Raw genomic sequence first — 20,069 nt, 5'->3', positions numbered from 1 at the left:
AGAGTTCTTTTTTTAGTCGTCTTCAAGGACAACTGTTTTGTTTAATTCAACCGCTTCATTGAAATAACGGCCTTGGAATGATGTACGAACACCCCAGTTATAGAAGAATAATGATGCAATAATAATCACAACAAAATCCCATGGATAATGAATCCAATTCAATCCGTTAAATTCATGTGAACCGATGTATGAAATCAATGAAATAAATGGTAGATATGCTAACATCCAAGCACTACTCTTGAATGCCTTCTTTGTATTTGGATAACCCAATTTCTTTTCATAGAAGAAATAGAATGGTAGTCCTAAAATAATCACGACAATCACTTCAAGTGTCGTTGGGAACATTGCCCAGTACGTTGCAAGTGAAGCCAAGATAAAGGCCAATGGTGCCATTACTGGCATCAACTTACCCTTAAATGGACGACGCAAATCCTTACCATCCTTACGCAAACTCATAACTGAAACCGGACCAGTTAGGTAAGCAATTAAGGTTGATGTTGAAATCACACTAGCCAAAGCTGTCCATGATGGGAAAATCAAAACTAAGATGACACTTAAGATGGCATTAACGGCCATCGCAATTCGTGGAATACCATATTGGTCATTAATCTTACCTAAGAACTTTGGCATATGGTTATTAGAAACCATCGCTGCTAAAGTACGGCTCGCTGTCGCAGCAAATGAAACCCCTGTTCCAAATGGTGAGACAAATGCGTCCATGTATAGCAAGACTGACAACCAGTGCAATCCCAATAATGTTGCTAAATCAGCAAATGGTGATTGGAAATTGATGCCGTGCCAACCATGCTCGGCGATGAATGCTGGATCCAATGATGTAATATACGTACTTTGCAAAACGACATACAACACCGTGGTAATTCCAAGTGAGATGGCAATTCCTAAACCAATGTTACGTTCAGGCTTTTTAATTTCGCTTCCCATGTTAATCACTGTCTGGAAAGCATTGAATGAGAAAATAATTCCAGCTACGGTTGTGGCCGCGAAAATCGGTGCCGTTCCATATGGCATGAACTCTGAAATTGATTGTCCATAGTTTTCTGGATGGAAACCACTCATTGTGAACATGACAATAACTAAGACTGGAATTCCAATCTTAAACACTGAGATAAAACTTGTGAAACGTGTTAATAAATTAACTGACCAGTAGTTAAGCAATGTAAAAATCAAAATAAAGATAATCACCGCAACATAACCAGTCAATGTTAATTTCGTGTTACTAAAGAATCCATGCGTCCAAGAAGCCCAGCTCCACGGCCATGAACTCATATATTGAACAGCTGCAATTGCTTCAATCGGAATTAAAGCAATCAAAGAAACCCAATTAGCCCAAGCAGCCATAAATCCTAATAACGAACCGTGTGTAATCTGGGCATATTTACTCATCCCACCCGATTGTGGGAACATTGTCCCTAATTCAACATAATTATAGGCAATGACACCAATAACAATCGCTCCAATTACCCATGAAATAATTGCAGCTGGACCAGCAACCTTCGTTGCCTCCCATGAACCAAATAACCAACCTGATCCAATCAAAGCGCCAAGCGCGAGCATGACGATCTGAAACAGTCCTATTTTCTTCTGTTCCTTCATAACAATACAAACCCCTTTCCATCTCCGCCAAATCATCGTTTAAGCGTAATGGTTGTTTAATTTACTGTATGGCTATATATGTTAACAAACTCACGTTCGGATTTCAAACAAATACACACAAATAAATATTTTTAAAATTCTAATAAAAATAATTTGTATTTAATATACATATAATTAAAAGTTCTTTTAGTCATATTTCGTTTAAAATATAATTTCGTTTAATCGTGCGTACAACTGTCTATAGCAACTATGAACCACTTTCACTATTCATGATTCTTTTTTTCTTTTAAGTTAAACCAACCATAAAAATGTAATCAATCCGTAAAGTAAAATTTTTTCTGTAATAAAAAAAAGACTTGTCCTCGGACAAGTCACTTTTATTATTCAAATTCATTCGTATCATCACCTAAAACTTGAACATCAACAATCCTTGTTGTTGGTTCAAAATTTTTCTCTCTCAAAAGATGCAAATAGAAGTTTTGCACAGTGATTGTGTAATAAGGATAAACAAAGAACATAGCTAGACCAAGTGTAAAGAGAACTGCTAGCCCCCATAAAATAAAACTTAGATACAAAACCAACATGTCTACTTTATGTCCGTTCATCAACTCACGACTTTTCGTAATCGCTTCGTTATAGCCTAAAGGTTGACCAGCATCTACTGAATCCTTGTACAAATTCAATGCTTGTGAATAAGAGAATGACTTAACGATACCTGGTATCACCAACAATAAGGTCCAAAAAAACAAATAGATATATGACAGCAAGCTAATCATCAAAACACCAAAAAAATACTTTTTCTTGGTCATTTCCATTTGTTGTGAAATAGGCGCACCAGTTGGTTGACCAGCACGTAAATTATCCAATGTCACATATTGCATACTTTTAGTTGTAATAAAATTAACTACCGTAATCAGAAATCCAACTAACGCAACGCCCCATCTATTTGTATCAGTTGAAACGTTCATCAAAAACATCGTTAAGATTGGAATTAAGAATAATTGCAAATTATACACATAAAATTTCATCAAAAAGCCTTTAGCTTCAGCTTTTATCTCCGCTCTTGTTACTGTTTGCATATTAATATGACTCCCTTTTCTCTATATATATAAATAACTCTTATTATCATAACAAAAAAAACTGCCCAAGAGGCAGTTTTCCGAAAAAAATTAAACTTTGGCAACAGCAGCCATAGCTACTGAAGAAATATAGTTAATCGGTTGGCTAAAGTTAGGTTGGAAGAAGAAGTCACTCATGGCCAGTTGATCAATTGTCATCTTGTTTTCAATTGCTAATGAGATAACATTGGCCGCTTGCGTTACGTCATGCGCTGACAAGAATTCAGCTCCAATAATACGACGAGTTCCCTTTTCCCAAACCAATGAAGCAACAACTTCAGTCGTTGATAGCATAAAGTCAGGACGGTAATCTTCTTCAATTGAGATTGAGTCGGCATCAATGCCCTTGGCCGTTGCACCTTCAACACTTGTAATTCCAGTTGTTCCAATTGCAGTTTCATACAATTCAACTGCTGAACTTGCTTGTGTTCCTTGGTAAGCAATTGTTGGCTTTTCAATATTACGTCCAACTAACATTCCTTGACGGACCGCATTAGTTGCTAGCGGAATATAATCATACGCTTGCGTTGGGTTATAGAAGACAGCTGTTGAATCACCAGCAGCATAAACATCTTCAACTGAAGTTTGCATATATTCGTTGGTCTTAATTGCCCCATTATCCATCGTGTCTAATTGATCAGCCACTAGGTCAGTGTTAGGACGGAAACCAATTCCCAAAATCGCTAATTCAGCTTCGTAACTTCCGGCATCAGTTTTAACGATAATGCCATCAGCTGTGTCTTCAAAGCCAACAACCTTTTCATTCATCACCAACTTCACACCATGATCTTCATACTTTTGAGCCACAATGCCAGATAACTTTGGTGAGACATTATTCGCAAGAACACGTTCAGCTGCATCGATCATTGTCACTTCTTTATCATTAATTGACAATTGTTCTGCTAATTCGGCACCAATATAACCAGCTCCGATTACGATGGCACTCTTGATATCAGCTGTGCGTTCCTTCAAACGCTTCGCATCATTCCAGCTCTTACTCATATAAATCTTTTCACTGTCAATACCTGGAATTGGCGGTACTAGCGTCTTTGATCCTGTTGTAATCACAATCTTATCAAATGTATCTTGACGCGTTGAATCATCAGCCAATGACTTGATTTCAAGTGACTTTGCTTGTAAATCAACGGCCGTCACTTCAGTATTCATATGCATATGAATCCCTTGTTCTTTCATTGATTCAGGTGATTCATAAAACATACGATCTGGTGATGAAACATTATCCCCAATCCATAATGCCGTTCCACATGATAGGTATGATACCGTATCGTTCTTTTCAAATACATGCACTTCTGCGCCCGGTACTTCTGCCACAATTTGCTTAGCTGAAAAGACACCTGCGTGAGTTCCACCGATTACTGCAACCTTCATAAGTTAAAAGCCTCCATTTATTGTTAGTTTTTTCACATAAAAGTTTAAATCATTTACTATTTATAAGAAATATACTAAAGGGGAAAACTTAAATGATTCTAAAAAAGCAAGAAATCTTGATCAGATTTCTTGCTTTTAACCATCAACCAATTAAATTATTTTACCTTTTTAACCAGCGTTGAAACGCCCATACCACCGCCAATACACAAGGCAGCAATCCCATATGAATCAGCCTTCAATTCATTAATCAATGTTACCAAAACACGTGCACCCGATGCACCAACTGGATGCCCCAATGCTAAAGCCCCACCATGAGGATTTACATGTGATGCATCTAGTTTTAACAAGCGATTTGTTGCCAATGCTTGTGCTGCAAAAGCTTCATTTAATTCGAAAGTATCAATATCGGACAACGCCAAATGCGGTTGTTTTTGCATTAAAGCTTGAATCGCATAATACGGACCCACGCCCATTCGCATAGGATCCAAACCAACTAAACTAGCATCAACCCATTCTGCAAGGGGGGTTAAATCATATTTTTCAACGGCTGCGGCACTTGCCAATACAACGGCTGCAGCCCCATCATTAATCCCGGAAGCATTCCCGGCAGTCACCGTGCCATCATCTTCAAATGTTGGACGTAACTTCTGTAACTTTTCAATCGATGTGTCAGCACGTGGGCCTTCATCTTGATTAACAACCACTTCACCTTTTTTCGTTTTAATTGTCACAGGTGTAATTTCCTGATCAAAATGCCCTGTCTCGATTGCTTGTAAAGCTTTTTGATGACTCTGATATGCAAATTCATCCATATCTTCACGACTAACCGTATACTCACGTGCAATATTTTCAGCTGTGATTCCCATATGGAAACCACCTTCAGCATCAGTTAATGCATCTGAAAGCAATGTATCTTTTAACTGACCATCCCCCATGCGATAACCAAAACGAGCTTTATCTAGTACATATGGTGCATTTGACATACTTTCCATACCACCTGCCACCATGATGTCAGCTTGTCCTGCATTAATGAGTGCAACCGCTGTATTTATAGCCGATAAGCCTGATCCACAAACGTCATTTAACGTCATCGCCGGAACAGCATCCCCCAGCCCAGCAAGTTGACTTGCTTGGCGGGCTGGATTTTGACCTAGCCCAGCTTGTAACACATTTCCCATCAACACTTGGTCAATTGGTAGCTGTTTTGTTGCATCAGCTTCCGTAATGGCGGCGTCGATTGCAAGCGCCCCTAATTTTTGAGCTGACACACTCGCCAAACTCCCACCAAATTTTCCAATTGGCGTGCGTTTTGCACCCACAATATATACCTTGGCCATTTGTTCTTTTGCTCCGTTCAGTTCTTATTTTCCTAATTATTTTAACATGTCTTTTTTGTCAACTCACACTATAATCTCAAAACCTTAATTGGCTAATAAAAAAACTCTGTGTAAAGGACCTGCCAGCCTTACACAAAGTTTTTCTAATTTTAGCTATCATATACACACTTGTTGCGACCGATTAAACACCGAATATACCAACGGCGTAACCCAGAATCCCAATCGCGAAAATACCAAAGATAATCGTAATTGGTGAAACATTCTTACGGAGCAACCAGATAACAATAAACAATGAAAGCAATGGCATTAAGCCAGGAATCAATTGATTAAAGACATCATTTAAAGTAGTTACTTGGAAATTACCAAAAACTTTTCCACTCGTTAATTGTTGTGATAGTTTAACAATGTCATCACCTGTCAAATGGTTACTTTGGAGCACATTGTTCACACTATCCATGCTAATCACATTTCGTGGGTCATTCTTGATTTTTGAAATGACCAATGGAAAATTCATTGTTGTCCAACGTGGCACCAAGACTCCCATCATGAACATACCCATGATTGAGGCTCCTTGTGTAACCTTTTGCATAAGGCCACCAGACAAGTTCATCCCAATGTTAGTTCCTTGTTGATAACCAAACTTTTGACCAAACCATAGGGTTGCCAAACGAATGATATTCCATGCAACGAAGAATAAGATTGGTCCAATCATTGAACCTTGCGCCGCAAATGAAGCTGCTAAGGCACCAATAACTGGTCGTAGCGTTCCCCAATATAGTGGATCTCCGACACCAGCAACTGGTCCCATCATTCCAACCTTAACTGAGCTGATTGTCGCATTATCGATTGGTGCACCCTTAGCCTTTTGCTCTTCCATCGCCATCGTCACACCAATAATCGGTGCAGCTAGATATGGATGTGTATTAAAGAACTCCAAATGACGCTTTAATCCAGCCGCGAATTCATCTGGTTGGTCCTTATACAAACGACGTAATGTTGGCATCATAATGTAAGCAACACCCATGTTTTGCATACGCTCATAGTTGAATGATCCCAACAAGAAACCTTGACGGAAGAATGTATGCAATTGATCACTCTTCGTTAATAATGGCTGATCAATTTGATCCTCAGGCACCATTGATGCCTGCTCTTCAACTTCAGTTGTATTGAACTTTGTCAATTGCACAATAATTAAGGCAATTGCGGCACCAATAATACCCATCGCCGTCAAATTCAAAGAAGTAATGGCTGAAAGTCCAAAACCCAAGAATAGATAAGGCCAAAGTGTTTTAGATGCCATCATATTAACTACCATGGCATACCCAACAATCACAATGAATCCACCAGCCACTTGCAAACCATTCGTAATCACAGATGGAATTGCATTAATTGCTTGTGTAATTGTTTCAGCTGGCAACGCTAAGATGAGCATCGCTGGGATTGCAACACGTAATCCTTGAATGAACAAGCCTGTGAAATGTAAAATTTCAATTTTACGTGCCTGCCCTTTGGCGGCATACGCATCAGCCATATGGGTAAATGAAACCATCAATGTACGGACAAAGATTGTCAACATTTGACCCGCCACAGCCAAAGGAATCGCTAGCGCAATTCCTTGCATCACAGGTAATTGTGTTGGACCAGTAACCAAAATACCGGCAGCAACCGCAGCCAATGCCGCATCAGGCGCCATCGCGGCCCCAACGTTCATCCAACCCAAAGTAACTAATTGAAGTGAACCACCCAACATTAGCCCTTCCACTGGATGCCCAGTCACAATTCCAATCAAACTAGCTGCAATAATCGGTTGGTTAAAGCCCCAAGCGTCCAAAACCGATTCCATTCCAGCCAGCATTGCGATAAGAAAAATTAAAATATTTGTAATCATATTGCTGTCTCCTACTATTATTTCAAATAATCACTAAAATAAGTGTAACCGTTTTCATTAACTTGTGCAAGATTTTTTTCATATAAAAAAGATACATAATCACAGATTATGTATCTCGTTTCTTATACTTAAATTGTTTTAGTTTAACTCACCCTCAGCAATCGCATCCAATAAGTCACGCGATGGGATAAAGTAAAGCTGTCCAGTTAATAATGTTGAAAAAGTTAACAAAAAATCACTGTTATCAACCATATTTTGTAGCATATTCTTCGTTACATTCCATGAACGCGCATAACCTATAAAATAAGTCCCGGTTACATCTTGAGCTGGATCTGAAAAAGGTACATTCATTCGTACAATTTTTTGTTCGACGCCATCTGGCTCAAATTTTGAGGCTTCATTATGCGCATTCGCAAATTTATCTTCATCTTCTAATTCTAAATCAGTAAACTTTTCACGACCAACTGCTTTTTCTTGTGTTTCAGTCTTTTGTTGATTCCAAAAGTCCATATCATGCTGCCATTTTTGAGCGAAGGCGTATGAACCGTTCACAAAATCAGGGTCTTCATCCCCAATGATGGCATATTCAGCTGCATCCTGAACTTCAGGTGCCTCAGTCCCATCAATGAAGCCAATAATTGCTCGTCCTTCAAAATAACGGAAACCTTTAGTTTCATCTACAACAGTCGTAAAATCTTTTAAGAATCTACGATATTGTGTTACCACCTCATACACCGTTGCTTCCGTTTTGGCACGAATATGTAAGAATATATCTCCCGCAGTTGCTGGCATGCTATACTCTGGACTCGTCACACCCGTAAAAGTCTCAAGTTCTTTAGGCTTCGCTGCATTTGGGAACAAATATTCCCAAGCTTCGTTACTAAAGCCAATAGAAACCTTTAAACTATCATCAGCTGCGCGAATGCGTAATGACCGAATGATTGCTTGTGACCGATCTGCAAATTCTTGAATGCCGGCTTGTGCAGCTGCTTGATTTTCCCGCGTTAATGACAACACTACAAATGAAACATGTTGTCCAATGTCCTTCCAGACATCTTGTGCTTTTGCTGGATTTATTTCTACCATAATCGTGTCCTCCCATACTGTTTGGCAATTAATAGACTTCATGCTTTAACATACAAATAGTAAGTCTATTTCATTTGGGTTAATATTAAAATACATCTTTATTATAGCATAAATTAGAATGAAACTAAATTAAAGACTGATATTAATGTCCCAAATACTACTAAAAAAGCAACTGATTTTAAAATCAGTTGCTTTTCTTATACTTAATTATCTTGCTTATCAAATACTTTTTGGGCAACAAATAATGCGTTTAACACTTTAGGGAAACCTACATATGGAATACATTGAATAAATATTTCAACAATTTCCGATTGCGTTAATCCCACATTTAAAGCGGCATTAATATGCACTTCTAATTGCGGTTCTGTGTCCCCTTGAGATAATAAACTGGTAATCGTGATCATTTCTCTTTGTTGAAAATTCAGTGCATCACGACCATAAATATCTCCAAAAGCAAATTCAATAATATATTTTCCAACGTCTTCACCAACTCCCGCTAATGAATCAATTACAGCTTGACCGCCAACACCATCAATTTTCGCTAAATTAGCTGAACCTTTTTTAAACCGTTCTGTTTGTTCCTTACGTTCCATAGCATTCTCCATTTCTTGTAAATCCTTCGTAAATCATTCATATTTCATGATATTCTGATTGTAAAACCTGGAGTATACTCAAGGTAAAGAAAAACTTTTGAAAAGGAGTTTTATTTGCATGACAAATCAAATTTATTCAATAGGTGTGTTTTCCAAAAAAACTGGTTTAAGCATCGATACCCTAAGATTTTATGAGAAAGAGAAACTTATTTTTCCAGCACGAAATGATTCCAATCAAAGATACTACACAGACAAAGATTTAGAGTGGATTGAATTCATTATAAAATTAAAAAAAACAGGTATGGATATAAAACATATGCGTGAATATACTGTACTTCGGTATCAGGGGGATGCAACTATACCTAAACGACTTCAATTACTATTTAACCAACTAGATAAATTACATGAAGAAGAACAATGTATAAATAACAATATCAAATTTATAGAAAATAAAATAAAAATATATTTGCACAAAACAGACATGTTATAGCATGGAAAAATATCTCCGCCATATCAAAATCGGTTTCAAATAAACCAAACAGTCACCTCTAACGTCATCAGTTATGTACTTATTCATTTTTGTATCACCTTCATCATTGTTTCTAAGTAAATGCGTTCGTACTTTTCTACTCCCAAATTCTACTAAAAAAGCAACTGATTTTAAAATCAGTTGCTTTTCTTATAATTCACCGTTTTCTGCCAATTTTAACTGACATTCAGGGCAAAGCCCTTTAACTGTTACTTCATACGCCTTAACTAAATAACCGGTTTCATTAGCCGCAATATTTGGTAAATTACTTAAATCAAATTCAGTTCCATCCACGATACGTCCACAATTAGTACAGATAGCATGATAATGTGGATGTCCAAAATAATCATAATGTCTTTTACCATCGGTTTCACTATCGATGGCCAAAACCAAGCGGGTCTTCAATAGCATTTCAATCGTATTATAAACCGTTGCTAAACTAATGTTCTTATCTTGGGCTTGTAAATCTTGATAAATCATTTCAGCCGTTGGATGTGTTTCATGTCCAATTAAATATGACAAAATTTCTTTACGCTGTGGTGTTACTTTATAACCAGCTTCTCGCATGTGTTCCACTGCATGCTCAATTTCATTTGTTGCCACAATGGTACCTCCTTGCTGCAATCAAGCTATTGCTTATCAAAATATACCATACTTACTTTTGATTGGGTAATACTAATTGCCAATGTTGGTTATAGAACTTACGTGTTGCTAAATAGCTCGCATAGACAGATGCAATCCCAGTTGCCGAAAGGAGCATAAAGACAACCACAATTTGATACTTAATCGCATGAATCGGATCAACACCAGCCATAATCAATCCAGTCATCATGCCGGGTAACGAAACTAATCCATAAGTTCGAACTGAATCAATTGTTGGTTGCATGCCCGTTCGAATTGCTTCCTTAGCAATTGAACCCGTTGCTAACTTTGGTGTTGCCCCTAACGCAAGACGCTCTTGTACAATCGTCTGTTGATCATTAAATTGTTGATTTAAATTACGGAAGACTAATCCCATCGCGGTCATTGAGTTTCCAGCAACCATTCCGGTAACTGGGATTAATTGATAGGGTTCAAATTCAATCACTTTCGTCATGACTAAAATACCAACTGTAATGACCGTTGAAATCGTTAAACCAACAGCGGCAATTTGAAATGCTCCTGGAATCCCTTGACTACGATATTTGGCATTACGTGCTGCATTGAAAATAATCACAGCTGACATCAATAAGGTTAACCACACATTGTCAACTTGAAAAACAAACTTTAACAAGAAACCAACAATGATTAATTGAATAATCGAACGGGCAACTGAGATAATTGTTTCCTTTTCGAGATTCAGTTTTTGTTGATAACTAATCGCCAAAGAAATAAAAACGAGACCAAAAGATAAAACTAATGATAAATTACTGACATCAATATTAGTGCTCATCGAGAACCACCTTTCCATCATTCACATGCATCATCCACTGCGCTTGATTGATTTCATCGCTATCATGCGTGACTGACAATACTGCAAAATGATACTTTTCTTGCATCTGCTTAATCAAGGCCCAAATCGTTGTTTTTGTCGCGCCATCAAGTCCAGTCATAATTTCATCTAGTAACAATACTTTAGGCGGAAAAATCAAATTTCGAGCCACACCCACACGTTGCTTCTGACCACCAGACAATTCATGAATATCCTTATCTAAATAATCTTCAGGTAACTCCATGGCGTGCATGAGCGTTAACTGGCGTTCAACATCAGGTTCTTGATCACGCACCACAAAAGGCAAATCCAAATTGTCTCTGATTGTTTCCCCAAACAATTGTGCCGATTGAACAGCATATGATACTTGCTGCCGGTAATCACTAATTTCGTAATCCCATTGCGCTTTATCATTTAATTTAACCGTTCCAGCAGTAGCGTCAACCAAACCCGCAATAATCTTCAAAAGCGTGCTCTTTCCACTTCCTGACTCACCAGTAATCGTTAACCAATCATCATCTTGAACGCTAAATGACACATTATCAAATAAAGTCGTTTGATCATATTTCATCTGCAAGTTTTCTACAGTTAATTTCATAAGTGCCTCCCCTTTGACTTCCTTTATTTGATTTCTATTCTAACTCTAATTTAGAATGATTACAAATTAAATTAGGGAAATGGTTAAAAAAAACACCAATTCAAATGAATCGGCGTTTAATATCACTTATTTAACAATTTCACAGAACTCAACAACTTCTTGATTAGGTCCTTGGATATTGAAGAACTTAATACCGTTATCCCAGAATGGTAGATGTTGTACTTCATCATTTAATAAGTTGAAGTCAGCATTTTGGAATTCAGCGAACAAAGCATCTGCATCAGTTGTGTCCAATGAAATATGGTTGATTGCACCAACGGTTTGGTTAGCTTCTTCTTCGCTACCTTCCCATGTTTCAATGACAAGCCCTTTGTATTCGAAGAACTTAACAGTTGCTTCGCCGTTTTTGAACTCACCCTTAAGGTTAAAGCCAAGCTTAGTCCAGAATTCAGTTGTTGCGGCCATATCACGTGTTGGAATTCCAACGTGTTGCAAACCAGTTGTATACTTTTCGACTGCGTCCATTTTTAATTATCTCCCACTTCTAATCGTTGATGCTTTAGGTTAGGGAAAATATGGGTATCACCCCATCCGGTAATGCCACCTTGGAACAAGAAGGCAAAGACGGTTCCCAAACCAAAGTTTTGAAACTTGTGATTAATGAAGAATGCAACGATCGCCATAATGGTAGGTGGAATATATGACATCCACATCGCGACACCAGCATTACCGTTACAATACTTAAAACGAAGGATTTGCATTAAATCATCCGCTGGGTGCAAAACTAAGTTGACACGCTGATAGATTGAGATGGCAATACCAATACAAAATACCCCAAAGAAATTGACGATAATGTATAGCGTAATCATTGGCCAAGTTGTTGCTTCAGGCATAAGCGGATTGAAGAAATCAGCAAACACTTGAATCAACGCTGAGAACGGCACCATGAAAATCAAGTTACCTAAAATACGCTTGAGATTAAACTTACCAACCAAAGCAGCATTCAATAATGAAACTAACATTCCAAATACTAAGAAAGTCCAGAATAAGTTAACACCCAAGGCATTCCCCAAATTTGTTTGTGCAGCAGTCCAATACGCAGATCCTAAGAATCCGGGATGTACGTGCGCACTTGTCACAATTGTCAATACATTTCCTAAAGCGTTAATCACAAGGGACAACACAAAGTACATGATTGACTGTGACATTGATATCTTCGTATCATCTTGTTCTACTGTCATTACTTAGCTCCACTTACCTTAGCAATCGCCTTTGATACACCTGAAATTTCACCATCAAGATAGCTTTGGATTTCTGACAAATCTAATTCATGTGAAATCAATGGTTCAACATCCAACTTACCTGATGAAAGCAATGCTAATGAATCTTCAAATGCGTGTGGGTTAATGAATGATCCTTGGATCGTCAATTGCTTCTTGAAGACTTCGTATGTGTTCATTGAGAACTTTTGGTCTGGTTCTCCAACACCGAACATCATAACTTGAGCACCCTTCTTAGTTGCTTCAATTGCTTGTTCTTGTGTTTGTGGCAAGCCAACGGCTTCGATAACAACATCGTAATCAGCAGGAATTTCTTCACCATTTGCAGTGTTAAATGTGTTTGTTACACCAAACTTTTCCTTGTTAAAGTCAAGCTTTTCTTGAACAATTCCAGCCAAGTCAACTTGGTGAACACCATAGGCTTGTAGCAATTGAACAAATAGCTCACCCATGAATCCATCACCGATAACCAAAGCCTTTTGGTATGGTGTGAACTTCAATAGCTTCATTCCGTGTACGGCACATGAAATTGGTTCAGTAACAGTTGCGGCACGTAGTGAAACATTCTCAGGTACGTGGTAAACAACTGAAACAGGTGCTGTGAAGCTTTCTTCAAAACCACCATCACGTGTGACACCAACGGCTGACAAGTTGTCACACAATTCTGGACGACCCGTACGACAGTATTCACAAGTACCATCATAGATGTTAGGGTCAACTGTGACACGGTCACCAACTTGGAAATCGGTTACATTGGCACCAACTTCTGAAATAACACCTGAATTTTCGTGTCCCAACACAATTGGTGGCACAGCATCAGCTGATCCTGGAAGTCCAGCATACAAAGCCTTGTCAGTTCCACAGATACCCGCATAAGCAGTATCTACTCGCACTTCGTCAGCACCCAAGGCTGGCTTTTCAATATCTTCAACGTCTAACTTCTTCAATCCATTTAATACTAAAGCACGCATAAATATATCCTCCATGATATTTCAAAAATTCATAGGCACCAATCAACATAATCAGTGTTTTTATGAAAACGTTTACAATTAATATGATAAGCCAAATTTTTAAAAATTCAAGTGTCCATTTTGATTTTATTCAAAAGATTTTTACAAGCTTTTTTTCTGATTTGGTTTAATCATTGAATAAAATAATTAATTCCTTGAGCGAGTTAGTTAACTTATTCACAATTAATATTGTAACGCGTTGTTTTTATAATGCAAGCTTTTTATTGGTACCGATTGGCAATGTTTTTTATTATAAAAACAATCACAAAAGAATCAAATACAAACATTTAAATACCTTATATGCATGTCCAATAAATTTCATTTTCTCCATTTTAATGAAATCGATTTCCAGTTTTTTTTATAAAAAAAGAAGATTAAATTGGGGAATTAAAGAAAATGTGTAATGATTCACGTTAATAAACAAAAAAAGTCAGCTGTTCATTCAGCTGACTTCTAGATTATAAAAATGTCGCTAATGCTGCATTAACCGCATCTGGATCTTCAACATGTGGTAAATGACCTGTATGTGGAATCACAGTAACTGCAGCTTGGTCATTTGCGATATATTGACACGTCTTCGCATAATCACATGACCAAAGCGGGGACTCCCCACCTGCTATAAACAATTGTGGCACGTCTGCGTAAGTATGGATCACGTCACGCCAGTCTTGCACTAAATGATTCAAAAGTAATGGTTCATTTTGATCATAATTAAAAGCATGATCAGCTTGAACCGCTCTAATTGCCTGATAAGCATTGTCTGGCAAGCGTTTAACTGTCATTTTGGTATGTTCCACATTGCGTGCCGTAAAAGCCACATTAGCCCAAGTATCATCTAATAAACCAAATGCCCAATCGTCCGTATTTAAAGCTTTGGGTGATTGGTCAATCGTGACAATATGTTGAATTTTTTCAGCACCAAACAAGGACAAATATGCCCAAATTACAGAAGCCCCCATCGAATGACCGATTAAATCAACTGACTTTAGTTGCAATTCATTGATTAAATTATTTAAATCCGTGGCTAAGCGACTCACTCGCAACCCTTGAAAGGTTCGATCTGATAAACCATGATTACGATGGTCGTAACTAATAACCCGATAACCTGATTCGGTTAGATTCGCAACCTGATTAATAAACTCTGCATGATTGCCGCCAAATCCGTGCATGAGAATTATCGCATGTTCTGATGCAACTTCATTATCTTCGTAATACAAACGTACATGATCATTCGTACTCAAATATGCCATAACCTTTCCTCATTTCAAATATATTCTGTCTATATTGTACATCATTTTTAAGGCCACAAAAAAAGAACATAGGCCATCTTTCCTACGTTCCTTCTATATATGCATCCAAGCACTGGCCAAAACATACATCCGTGATAATGCTGACAATGAAATCAGTAAGATACCACATGACAATCCGACCAACAAATATTTTTTAATATCTATTGTTTCAGATTTTTGAACATCGAGTGCACGCTCAAATTGAATTTTCTTATGATTGTAGCTGTGTACAAAATCTAAATAATCTTTTTGATCAATTTTATCAGCATCCTGCCCCTGTTGTTGAATTGCGGTAGCTTTACTTTTCAAATCGCCAACCACACCGCTTAAATCGTTTTGTTCAATTTCTAAAATAAATAAGTCCAATTTTGCTAAATCTATCTCATTTGTAAAATGATACTTCTTAAATAATTGATGAAGTGTAATGCCACCATTGTTAATTTTTATTTTTGGTTGCTTATGTTGCTGGTTATACTTTTTGATTAAACTTAATCCCATTACTGAAAGTAAAACAATCATCATCCCCAAAGTGACCATTAAATTCATGCTGTCGTTACGCTCCATTTCTTTCGTATTTTAATTCACTAACTAGTTTAGCATCCATCTTCTTATGAATAATGGTAATGGTTAACAGTTAAATTAAGCATACGTAACAACATGTCGTTATTTCGACATTTCGGCTTTTAAATGACAAATTGAAATTTTTTGCTATTTATATTTAATACATATGAAATCTTGTAAAATAAGCCGCTCACAAACAAGAATCATCACCATTCTATCCCCTATACTTGTGCTACAATGAGTTAATAATCAACCTATTAACGGAGGAATTTAACGCATGAAAGTTGGAATTATCGGAATTGGTCACATGGGCCAAGCCATTATTGATGGTCTTTTAAACACAATGAAGTCTGAAGAGTTAATTCTTAGTAATCATCGTATAAATGATGCAATGACTACCTATCAAGAAGAACATCAAATTGAAGTGGTCACTGACAATCAAAGCGTCATTAATGCAAATCCAGACTTTGTCATTTTTACAACTCCAGCGCCGGTTACACTAGCGGTTATGCAAGAATTCAAAACATTATCGGCTCAAACGGTTATTCTTTCAGCAGCTGCTGGTATTTCACTTGCTGAAATTAATGCCATTTTGCCTGAACAACCAGTTGCCTTACTCATGCCAAACACACCAGTTGCAGTTAATCACGGAACTTTAGGTGTTGCACTAAATGAATACATTACAGATTCAGAACCAATTGAAAGTTTCTTACAACAACTTGGTGATGTCTTTATCACTTCAGAACGTGAATTTGGTATCTTCGGGACAGTGACAGGTTGTGGACCAGCCTTTGTCGATGTTTTCATGGCAGCATTAGGTGATGCTGCAGTCAAAAACGGTCTTAATCGCGAATTAGCTTACCAAGCGGCCGCCAGCATGGTTAAAGGTAGTGCCAGCTTAATGCAAGAAACCAACATCGCTCCCGATGTGCTTAAAGACCAAGTAACGACACCAGGTGGTTCAACAATTCGGGGTGTTGTCGCTCTAGAACAACACGCGTTCCGTGCCGCAGTTATTGATGCCGTTGAAGCATCAAATGGCTAATCTACTCTTCATCATGATTAACTTTGAAAGGAATTTTCCATGTCAAATAATAAAAAAGTACTAATTGTCCTTACTAATGTTGCCACTTATGGTCAAACAAACGATGCCACTGGTCTCTGGTTAGGTGAAGCAACTGAATTTATTGATGAGTTATTTAAAGTTGGCATTGAAGTCGATTATACAAGCCCCAATGGTGGATACGTTCCGATCGATCCGAGAAGTTTAAATTATCTTGATGAAAATATTACAAGCTACTATAAAGATTCAGACTTCCAAGAACGGGCATTAATGCATTCTATCCCAGCCAAAGAAATTAATCCAGATGATTACAGTGCCATTTATTACACAGGTGGTCACGGAGTTATGTGGGATTTTCCAAACAATCCTTACTTACAGCGTATTAGTGAGGCCATTTATAAAAATGGTGGTTACATTACTTCAGTGTGTCACGGAATTGCCGGCCTATTCTTTTTACAAGATGATAATCGTAAACCTTTGATTGCTGGAAAAAAGATTACTGGTTTCACAACAGCTGAAGAATATTTGAGCGGTAAGGTTAAAAAAGTACCGTTCATGAACGAAACACTGGCTCAACAACGTGGTGCTAATTTCCTAAAGAAACGTGCTTATAAGCCATTTGCCATTCAAGATGGACAATTAATTACAGGTCAGAATCCATTTTCACCCCGCGAAGTGGCTCATTTATTAATTCAAAATATTAAATAATAAAAAGTCACGATTGTTTGTTACGCTAAGCAAACAATCGTGACTTTTTTATTTATTTCGTTAACACATTAGCGACAAAGATAGTCAATATCAATAAATCTGCTGATCCACCTAAACTCAAATTTTTAGCGATACAAATCTCATCTAACTTTCTTAGAAAATCCATACCTTCAGCTGTCTGGCTTCCACCCAATTTAAAATACTGTGCAACTTGCTCTTTCCACCAAGGTAATATATCCAAGCTTCCCGCACGTTTAATTAAATTAGAATCTTCCGTCTCGCTTGATAGCATCATCAAAGTATCTAAAAGGCGCTCATTCAAAGGTCCACTTGTTTTCTGATAGAACGGTACAGCTAATGTCATGACAATTGGGAATCCGGCTTCTGCTTGGCCTCTAATTCCGGTCGCGCCATATTTTAAAAATTGTCGTTCACCAGCAGTTAGCTGATCCACTGGCTTTTGCTTAATTTTTGCAAAATCATGATCGCTCATGCCAACTAACATCGCCTGTACGGTCATCCGCAATTGATCTGTTGTGACTGGTATTGACTGTGCTTGTAAATACGCTGTCGCACAAACTAAAATACCTAATGAAAAAATCGCACCTTTATGCGTATTTACCCCATTTGTCGCATTAAACATATCATTTTCAGCTTGTTGCCCGGCTAATCGCAATACATCAAAGAGCTGTGTTAAATCACCCTTATCGTTAAATGTTTCACCTAATTGTACAGCTTCTTGAAAATAAGGTAAAAGACTGACTGAACTGTCTATAAAAGTAAAGACATCCATGTCCGTGTGCGCACCTTGACTCTGCGGATCTACCAATCCTGGCTTAGGATTCACCGTTACTTCATAAAGTAACGCTTTTTGTGCCACTTGTACCAAATCAACTTGTCCCATCAATTACTTGCCTCAATCTCATCGTAAAGTGTATTCAAAGTATCAATCATTTCAGCTTTAGCATGTTTTTGTGTCCGAGCACATACTTTTGCGGGTTCCCCACAAACAAAGCAGCGTCGAACATCAAATCCCAACTCGGTTCGCGATAATTGGTGCCCTTGGTCTTCTGTTGACATCACATCTACATCAAACAAACGCCCTAATTTACTAGCCTCTTCAAATTCAATTGCTAATGTTTTAGTATCCCGTAATGATGCGTCAATCACATAAAAAGTTTCTGGACCTGTTATGCGCGTGATATAGCTTTCTTTAGCTAATGTGACATCATCATACACTCTATCAAGAATATTCACTCCCGTTTTAAATATGAGCTCAATCGCTGGGCTCTGCTTAATTTCACCAGGAATATTTAACTTTACACTGACAATCGTTTTATTTGGAAATTGTTGTTCCAATTTGTTTTGTTGGTACACACGCCACTCTTTGTTTTCTAAAATCTGATTTAGTGTAACACTTTGCCCTGCTTCAAATATTTCTGACACTTTAAATTCCCCTATCTGCATAACATACTATCATTATACCTTGTTTTAATTTTTTAAAAAAGCACCCATAGATTTTAACATAATAAAAAGCATCCACTTAAACGTGAATGCTTTTATCCTGCTATCAAAATCAAATTTTCTATCAATCAGTCGCGTTTTTCGCTTACAAATTCGCCCCTAAACATTAGACCTTTGATCTCATGTTACTAAATAATGCAATATCGCAAAAATAATCATCCAAAATTGAATGATTATTCCTGTTACTTAAATTGCGAATAGTTGATACCAGTAATCAGCATCTGCACTAAGTTGTGCATCATCTGTGCTTTTTAGACCATCATAATTATTTCTAAAAATAACGGCTAATTCAGCAGGTGACTGCTTTGATTCAGTGTAATCAACACTACTCATTTTTTCATTTTCATTCTCAAATGATGTTACCTTAGTCGTCATCATATGTTGAATATAGGCACATTGACCTGAAAGGGTTTGATAATCATATCCCTTAGCTTGCGTCCAAGCAATCAAATCATCTGTAGACGTCCATTGCAATAGACCATAACCAACGCCATCAGTAAAGACTGGGTTCAAATAGCTTGCCGCCATCATATTAGCCAAAAGACCAGCAATTGCATTTGGTGTCCAACCAAGTGACAAGAAATAATTGTAAATAAACTGTGCATTTGCAATTTGTTGATCTGTATATGAATAACTAATTGATGAATTCAATGGAAGCGCTGAAGTTTGCACTGCCGCTTGATTTACAGTATTGAAATCGGCTGCCTCGTTGGTCACAACTTCAGGCTGTGATGCAACAGTTGCATTGACCTTCATAAACTTCGGTGTCGTTGATGTTTGTACCTTTGAATCAACTGGCTTCACCGCTGTTGCTTGCACTTGTTCTGCCTGGAAGTCAGCTGACTTCACTTGCTCTTGTTGTACTGGCTTAGCTAATGATGCGAGTACGACTTGGTTTGCAGCTGGCTTCACTTGCTTTTGTTGCACTGGCTTAACAGGTGTTGTCTGCTTCTTTGGTGCTGGCTTCACTTGCTTTTGCTGTTGCACTGGCTTAACAGGTGTCGTCTGCTT

Annotated in this window: 21 protein-coding genes; 3 read left to right on the top strand and 18 right to left on the bottom strand. The window is 37.7% G+C overall.

What is annotated here, in order from left to right:
• Positions 1 to 12: 12 nt before the first annotated feature.
• From IV67_RS04645 to IV67_RS04615, 7 genes are all read right to left on the bottom strand, one after another.
• The gene (locus IV67_RS04645; protein WP_057787603.1) at positions 13 to 1,614 is read right to left on the bottom strand and encodes an APC family permease; all 1,602 of its coding nucleotides are present in this window, start codon (positions 1,612 to 1,614) and stop codon (positions 13 to 15) included.
• A gap of 380 nt (positions 1,615 to 1,994) precedes the next feature.
• A complete protein-coding gene (locus IV67_RS04640; RefSeq protein WP_057787601.1) occupies positions 1,995 to 2,693 on the bottom strand; it encodes a DUF975 family protein in 699 nt (232 codons plus the stop codon).
• 90 nt (positions 2,694 to 2,783) lie between these two features.
• Complete coding sequence (locus tag IV67_RS04635; protein WP_057787599.1) at positions 2,784 to 4,121, bottom strand: FAD-dependent oxidoreductase; 1,338 nt, start codon at positions 4,119 to 4,121, stop codon at positions 2,784 to 2,786.
• Between the two features lie 155 nt (positions 4,122 to 4,276).
• Positions 4,277 to 5,458 carry a thiolase family protein gene (locus IV67_RS04630; RefSeq protein WP_057787597.1) on the bottom strand — a complete coding sequence of 394 codons (1,182 nt, stop codon included), beginning with the start codon at positions 5,456 to 5,458 and terminating at the stop codon, positions 4,277 to 4,279.
• A 181-nt stretch (positions 5,459 to 5,639) separates the two neighbouring features.
• On the bottom strand, positions 5,640 to 7,346 hold the full coding sequence (locus tag IV67_RS09555) for a mannose/fructose/sorbose family PTS transporter subunit IIC (RefSeq protein ID WP_083486671.1): 1,707 nt from the start codon (positions 7,344 to 7,346) through the stop codon (positions 5,640 to 5,642).
• Between the two features lie 138 nt (positions 7,347 to 7,484).
• Positions 7,485 to 8,432, bottom strand: coding sequence for a Dyp-type peroxidase (locus IV67_RS04620; RefSeq protein ID WP_057787595.1), 948 nt, complete (start codon positions 8,430 to 8,432; stop codon positions 7,485 to 7,487).
• A gap of 203 nt (positions 8,433 to 8,635) precedes the next feature.
• Entirely contained in the window at positions 8,636 to 9,025 is a 390-nt protein-coding gene (locus IV67_RS04615) for a carboxymuconolactone decarboxylase family protein (protein ID WP_057787593.1), read from the bottom strand.
• Between the two features lie 118 nt (positions 9,026 to 9,143).
• On the opposite strand from IV67_RS04615, the gene IV67_RS04610 reads away from it, so the two are divergent.
• Positions 9,144 to 9,515, top strand: coding sequence for a MerR family transcriptional regulator (locus IV67_RS04610; protein ID WP_057787591.1), 372 nt, complete (start codon positions 9,144 to 9,146; stop codon positions 9,513 to 9,515).
• Between the two features lie 189 nt (positions 9,516 to 9,704).
• Here IV67_RS04610 and IV67_RS04605 read toward each other — a convergent pair whose 3' ends face one another.
• The 8 genes from IV67_RS04605 to IV67_RS04570 form a co-directional block, all read right to left on the bottom strand.
• Positions 9,705 to 10,157 (bottom strand): Fur family transcriptional regulator, encoded by a 453-nt coding sequence (locus tag IV67_RS04605; protein ID WP_057787589.1) that lies wholly within the window; start codon positions 10,155 to 10,157, stop codon positions 9,705 to 9,707.
• A 52-nt stretch (positions 10,158 to 10,209) separates the two neighbouring features.
• On the bottom strand, positions 10,210 to 10,986 hold the full coding sequence (locus tag IV67_RS04600; RefSeq protein WP_057787587.1) for an ABC transporter permease: 777 nt from the start codon (positions 10,984 to 10,986) through the stop codon (positions 10,210 to 10,212).
• Positions 10,976 to 11,623, bottom strand: coding sequence for an ABC transporter ATP-binding protein (locus IV67_RS04595; RefSeq protein WP_057787585.1), 648 nt, complete (start codon positions 11,621 to 11,623; stop codon positions 10,976 to 10,978). The genes IV67_RS04600 and IV67_RS04595 overlap by 11 nt, the downstream gene beginning before the upstream one ends.
• A gap of 126 nt (positions 11,624 to 11,749) precedes the next feature.
• Positions 11,750 to 12,148 (bottom strand): VOC family protein, encoded by a 399-nt coding sequence (locus tag IV67_RS04590; protein ID WP_057787583.1) that lies wholly within the window; start codon positions 12,146 to 12,148, stop codon positions 11,750 to 11,752.
• Positions 12,149 to 12,150: 2 nt separating this feature from the next.
• Complete coding sequence (locus tag IV67_RS04585; protein WP_057787581.1) at positions 12,151 to 12,864, bottom strand: DUF6198 family protein; 714 nt, start codon at positions 12,862 to 12,864, stop codon at positions 12,151 to 12,153.
• Positions 12,864 to 13,874 carry a zinc-dependent alcohol dehydrogenase family protein gene (locus IV67_RS04580; protein ID WP_057787579.1) on the bottom strand — a complete coding sequence of 337 codons (1,011 nt, stop codon included), beginning with the start codon at positions 13,872 to 13,874 and terminating at the stop codon, positions 12,864 to 12,866. The genes IV67_RS04585 and IV67_RS04580 overlap by 1 nt, the downstream gene beginning before the upstream one ends.
• Positions 13,875 to 14,371: 497 nt before the next feature.
• Entirely contained in the window at positions 14,372 to 15,163 is a 792-nt protein-coding gene (locus IV67_RS04575; protein ID WP_057787577.1) for an alpha/beta fold hydrolase, read from the bottom strand.
• 93 nt (positions 15,164 to 15,256) lie between these two features.
• Positions 15,257 to 15,748, bottom strand: a complete 492-nt coding sequence (locus tag IV67_RS04570) for a hypothetical protein (RefSeq protein WP_057787575.1) — start codon at positions 15,746 to 15,748, stop codon at positions 15,257 to 15,259.
• 292 nt (positions 15,749 to 16,040) lie between these two features.
• Here IV67_RS04570 and proC point away from each other — a divergent pair, with 292 nt between their 5' ends.
• Both proC and IV67_RS04560 read left to right on the top strand, forming a co-directional pair.
• Positions 16,041 to 16,808 (top strand): pyrroline-5-carboxylate reductase, encoded by a 768-nt coding sequence (gene proC, locus IV67_RS04565; protein WP_057787573.1) that lies wholly within the window; start codon positions 16,041 to 16,043, stop codon positions 16,806 to 16,808.
• Positions 16,809 to 16,847: 39 nt separating this feature from the next.
• Positions 16,848 to 17,534, top strand: a complete 687-nt coding sequence (locus tag IV67_RS04560) for a type 1 glutamine amidotransferase domain-containing protein (RefSeq protein ID WP_057787571.1) — start codon at positions 16,848 to 16,850, stop codon at positions 17,532 to 17,534.
• Between the two features lie 52 nt (positions 17,535 to 17,586).
• Here IV67_RS04560 and citG read toward each other — a convergent pair whose 3' ends face one another.
• The 3 genes from citG to IV67_RS09430 form a co-directional block, all read right to left on the bottom strand.
• Positions 17,587 to 18,438 carry a triphosphoribosyl-dephospho-CoA synthase CitG gene (gene citG / locus IV67_RS09440; protein WP_057787569.1) on the bottom strand — a complete coding sequence of 284 codons (852 nt, stop codon included), beginning with the start codon at positions 18,436 to 18,438 and terminating at the stop codon, positions 17,587 to 17,589.
• Positions 18,438 to 18,980, bottom strand: a complete 543-nt coding sequence (citX, locus tag IV67_RS09435) for a citrate lyase holo-[acyl-carrier protein] synthase (RefSeq protein ID WP_057787567.1) — start codon at positions 18,978 to 18,980, stop codon at positions 18,438 to 18,440. Before citX ends, citG begins: the two co-directional genes overlap by 1 nt.
• Before the next feature lie 264 nt (positions 18,981 to 19,244).
• Positions 19,245 to 20,069, bottom strand: an 825-nt coding sequence (locus IV67_RS09430) for a phage tail tip lysozyme (RefSeq protein ID WP_236698252.1), incomplete at its 5' end; no start/stop codon positions are given.

The sequence above is a fragment of the Weissella minor genome (genome assembly GCF_001437425.1).
Lineage (GTDB): Bacteria > Bacillota > Bacilli > Lactobacillales > Lactobacillaceae > Weissella > Weissella minor.
The sequence above is the reverse complement of the archived record's forward strand: the minus strand, read 5'-3'. Positions and strand labels throughout refer to the sequence as shown.

Excerpts from the sequence above, each read along its gene's own strand:
- IV67_RS04595 (WP_057787585.1), bottom strand. The coding sequence starts at position 11,623 with ATGAAATTAACTGTAGAAAACTTGCAGATGAAATATGATCAAACGACT.
- IV67_RS04580 (WP_057787579.1), bottom strand. The coding sequence starts at position 13,874 with ATGCGTGCTTTAGTATTAAATGGATTGAAGAAGTTAGACGTTGAAGAT.
- IV67_RS04640 (WP_057787601.1), bottom strand. The coding sequence starts at position 2,693 with ATGCAAACAGTAACAAGAGCGGAGATAAAAGCTGAAGCTAAAGGCTTT.
- IV67_RS04615 (WP_057787593.1), bottom strand. The coding sequence starts at position 9,025 with ATGGAACGTAAGGAACAAACAGAACGGTTTAAAAAAGGTTCAGCTAAT.
- IV67_RS04635 (WP_057787599.1), bottom strand. The coding sequence starts at position 4,121 with ATGAAGGTTGCAGTAATCGGTGGAACTCACGCAGGTGTCTTTTCAGCT.
- IV67_RS04620 (WP_057787595.1), bottom strand. The coding sequence starts at position 8,432 with ATGGTAGAAATAAATCCAGCAAAAGCACAAGATGTCTGGAAGGACATT.
- citG (WP_057787569.1), bottom strand. The coding sequence starts at position 18,438 with ATGGGACAAGTTGATTTGGTACAAGTGGCACAAAAAGCGTTACTTTAT.
- IV67_RS04600 (WP_057787587.1), bottom strand. The coding sequence starts at position 10,986 with ATGAGCACTAATATTGATGTCAGTAATTTATCATTAGTTTTATCTTTT.
- IV67_RS04645 (WP_057787603.1), bottom strand. The coding sequence starts at position 1,614 with ATGAAGGAACAGAAGAAAATAGGACTGTTTCAGATCGTCATGCTCGCG.
- IV67_RS04570 (WP_057787575.1), bottom strand. The coding sequence starts at position 15,748 with ATGAATTTAATGGTCACTTTGGGGATGATGATTGTTTTACTTTCAGTA.
- IV67_RS04630 (WP_057787597.1), bottom strand. The coding sequence starts at position 5,458 with ATGGCCAAGGTATATATTGTGGGTGCAAAACGCACGCCAATTGGAAAA.
- IV67_RS04610 (WP_057787591.1), top strand. The coding sequence starts at position 9,144 with ATGACAAATCAAATTTATTCAATAGGTGTGTTTTCCAAAAAAACTGGT.
- IV67_RS04560 (WP_057787571.1), top strand. The coding sequence starts at position 16,848 with ATGTCAAATAATAAAAAAGTACTAATTGTCCTTACTAATGTTGCCACT.
- IV67_RS04585 (WP_057787581.1), bottom strand. The coding sequence starts at position 12,864 with ATGACAGTAGAACAAGATGATACGAAGATATCAATGTCACAGTCAATC.
- proC (WP_057787573.1), top strand. The coding sequence starts at position 16,041 with ATGAAAGTTGGAATTATCGGAATTGGTCACATGGGCCAAGCCATTATT.
- IV67_RS09555 (WP_083486671.1), bottom strand. The coding sequence starts at position 7,346 with ATGATTACAAATATTTTAATTTTTCTTATCGCAATGCTGGCTGGAATG.
- IV67_RS04575 (WP_057787577.1), bottom strand. The coding sequence starts at position 15,163 with ATGGCATATTTGAGTACGAATGATCATGTACGTTTGTATTACGAAGAT.
- IV67_RS04590 (WP_057787583.1), bottom strand. The coding sequence starts at position 12,148 with ATGGACGCAGTCGAAAAGTATACAACTGGTTTGCAACACGTTGGAATT.